This is a genomic window from Flavobacterium sp., assembly GCF_024642105.1.
Classification (GTDB): domain Bacteria; phylum Bacteroidota; class Bacteroidia; order Flavobacteriales; family Flavobacteriaceae; genus Flavobacterium.
In genome coordinates this window covers 1-3019 of sequence record NZ_JAHEBT010000042.1, presented here as the reverse complement: position 1 = coordinate 3019, position 3019 = coordinate 1, and the positions used below count along the sequence as shown (strand labels likewise).

Sequence of the window (3019 nt, the reverse complement as noted above, 5' to 3'; positions counted from 1 at the left end):
TGAATGGACAGATGTAGACGATGAGATCCCACGTTCTCTTTCGGGTTATTCTGGATTGGGCGAAGCGGAAGTGAACGATTTAGTGCAGCGAAAGTTCTCTGAAATGGAACGTTCCAAGGAACTGGAGCGCATGAGCAGTGAACTTCAACGTTTGCAGACAGAAAACGAAGAGCTTGAATTTCAAATGCAGGATATGCAAAATACCCTGGATGCAAAAAAGCAGGTAGAATATTATTCTAACATCATCGGGATGGCTTTACCAGGCTTAGCCAAGTTTTTAAGTAATTCTCCGATGGGTGCTGCAATGAATTTTTTGGCAGGAACAGAACAAGATGCTAAGTCTGTGGAGCAAGGCAAAGATGCAGAACAAGAACCTAAAGATTCACAGCGAGACACGATCCTAGAAATGATCTTTTCCTTTTGCAAAACAATGAACGACCAAGAGCTCGGAACGATGTATTTGATGCTTTCTGAAATTGAAAAAGACCGAGGAAATCTTCAGCGCATCTTACAATTTATCACCCAATCACAACCCATAAATAATCCAACATAGACATGGCACAACAAGATGTATTGATACAAGTAAAGGTAACTACTGACCTAGAAGCTAGGCATGTACAAAAAGCACTACAAACCATTGCGAATAATTTTAAAGCACAAGAGCTTGTGAGTATTTCAAAAAAAATTGAACTACCCCTGGTGAAGCTTAAAATCAAAAGCATGATTTAATAAAAGGAATATGGCATCCACGAAAGAAAAAATATTTCAAGTTGTTGATGACAACAAATCGAAATTAATCAATGGCGTACTGATTATTGGTGGCATTTACTTGACCTACCGATTTGGTAAAAACATCATTGCTTCATTGAATAAATCGGATGCTCAAAACAAAGCAGACGACAGTCCTGAAGTACGCCAAGCAATGGCATTGCGCTCTGCGATGAATCCATCTGGTATTTCATGGATGATGAGCATGGATACCACCGATACAAACACGGTATTAAACACCGCAAAAACCATCACGAATTTGGATAGTGTTCAAAAGGCATATAAGAACCTTTACCAAAGCAATTTGCTTGACAACATACAAAATGAGTTGTCTACAAGTGAGTATCAAAAGTTTCTTACAATCATCAGCTCCAATAAAGACAAAGACACATCACAGGGAGGAGCGCCACCCGTTCAGTTTGCAAAAGCCAATCAATTAATTGTAGCTAAAAAAGCGGTGTCTCTCCGCAGTTCTCCAGATGCAAGTAATCACGGTGCGTTTTACGAAGTGTTTTCAGATCAAAATATTCTTCGCCAAGCTTATGTGGGTGAGTTTTTAGGTTATGCCACAGGCAGGCAGCAGTTTGACGAGGTGAACAATGTGAAATTTATTGAGGTAGCCTATGTAATAAATGCGGTGAACGCCCCTGCTGCCTACAAAAACAAAAATAAAAAACGCGTTAGCTTCTGGGTTTCTAGTTCCTCAGTGTATGTAGACATTTTTACGTACTACAAAAATATGTTTGAGGCATATCCAGCAACAAAAAAACTAACAGGCTGGAAAAAACCACCAGACTTTTTTACCCTGAAAGGGATTCCAATGCCTCGAATATTAACAAGGATGAATACGCCAGTACTCAATGAACGATTGATACCCATTGCTCATGCGAGACCGAATACTGTTCTTGGAAAACTCATCATGAGCATGAACACAGGCAACGGTGAGTTTTTGCAATTTCAAACAGTTGATAATACCCTCAGATGGGTTGACAAACGATACATTCAATTACAAGAACAAGCATGAGTATAAAAACTGAACAATACGTAGTCAATAACTACCAATTTGCTAAGAAAGCAGGCGATCGATTTAAAATGGATCCGCTGGTTATTTTGGCACAAGGCTCTTTTGAAAGTGCCTGGGGAACTTCCAATTTGTCCACCAAACACAATAATTTTTTTGGCATCACCGCAGGTGGTAAACCCAATGAATTTTGGAAAGGTGGCGTATATCAAGCCCAAAATCAGTACAAGTTAAAGTTTAGAACTTATGCATCACCGCAGGATAGTTTTAATGACTTTGCTAGGTTGATTTCAGCCAATTATAAAACAGCTCATGCAGCTGCTATGGACTACAAAAAGTACGCAGATAAAATTGCTCATAGTCCTTATATCTCTGAAAAAAACGGTGACAACCGAAATGCATACATGAGAGGATTAATAGCCAATTATGAAAGCATACTGGCGATAGCTAAAAAAAAAATCTTCTTGTCACAGGAGGATTCTCCCTCGCAGGAGCAGCCCTGATCTTTTTAACAGGCAGATACATTTATAAAAACTGGATAAAGAAAAAATAATGGCATTCACACTCACACAGGTACGAACAGGAGAACAAAAGAATTTCTCTGTACGCGAAATCCTAGAACTACTCGGAGATCCGATTAACAATGAAATTATGATTCATGGCGAAAGCTATCGAATAAATAATGTGCAGGGCGACCTTGGCGGCGGAGGTGGTTCAACGGATAGCACCGTTTGGAGAGCCGATTGGCAAAAATTACCTCTCACTGTTGGGGTAAGTGGCCAAGATACGTTTTCAGTAAGTCTAAACACAACAGATCCAGAAGGACTTTTCCTTGCTGTAAACGGAGCCATTTACGATTACGGAATTAACAGTGCTTTTGATATTTCCTCGGGCACACTCAACTGGCATGGAGGATTCAATTTGGAACCTACAGACCATGTCTACATCAAATATTTAACCCTCGTAAACAACTAAAAAAACAATAAAACATGAGCGAATTTATTAAAATCAAACAGATTGAAGGTTTATCGGCAGACCTAGCAACAAGAGCATTGGATGCTCAAGTGGTAAAAATAGCCAACAACTTATCGGATGTAAATGCAGGAACGGCAAGGACAAACCTTTCATTGTACTCTAAAACAGAGGTTGATGCTTTGGTGGTTGGTGCAAAAAATGCATTCAACGTGGCCGACAATACTGCAAAGAATGCATTGACTGGACTAAAAGTTA

6 protein-coding genes are annotated in these 3019 nt (G+C 39.5%); all 6 read left to right on the top strand.

The genetic code is table 11. The features are described 5' to 3' along the window. On the top strand, positions 1 to 553 hold a 553-nt coding region (locus Q0L65_RS05380; protein ID WP_296684260.1), incomplete at its 5' end, for a hypothetical protein. A gap of 2 nt (positions 554 to 555) precedes the next feature. Next, on the top strand, positions 556 to 729 hold the full coding sequence (locus Q0L65_RS05375) for a hypothetical protein (RefSeq protein WP_296684259.1): 174 nt from the start codon (positions 556 to 558) through the stop codon (positions 727 to 729). A 10-nt stretch (positions 730 to 739) separates the two neighbouring features. Further along, the gene (locus Q0L65_RS05370; RefSeq protein WP_296684257.1) at positions 740 to 1792 is read left to right on the top strand and encodes a hypothetical protein; all 1053 of its coding nucleotides are present in this window, start codon (positions 740 to 742) and stop codon (positions 1790 to 1792) included. After that, entirely contained in the window at positions 1789 to 2292 is a 504-nt protein-coding gene (locus Q0L65_RS05365; RefSeq protein ID WP_296684255.1) for a glucosaminidase domain-containing protein, read from the top strand. The genes Q0L65_RS05370 and Q0L65_RS05365 overlap by 4 nt, the downstream gene beginning before the upstream one ends. A gap of 49 nt (positions 2293 to 2341) precedes the next feature. Continuing rightward, on the top strand, positions 2342 to 2764 hold the full coding sequence (locus Q0L65_RS05360) for a hypothetical protein (RefSeq protein WP_296684253.1): 423 nt from the start codon (positions 2342 to 2344) through the stop codon (positions 2762 to 2764). Between the two features lie 14 nt (positions 2765 to 2778). After that, positions 2779 to 3019: hypothetical protein (locus Q0L65_RS05355; RefSeq protein WP_296684252.1), on the top strand; the 241-nt coding region annotated here is incomplete at its 3' end.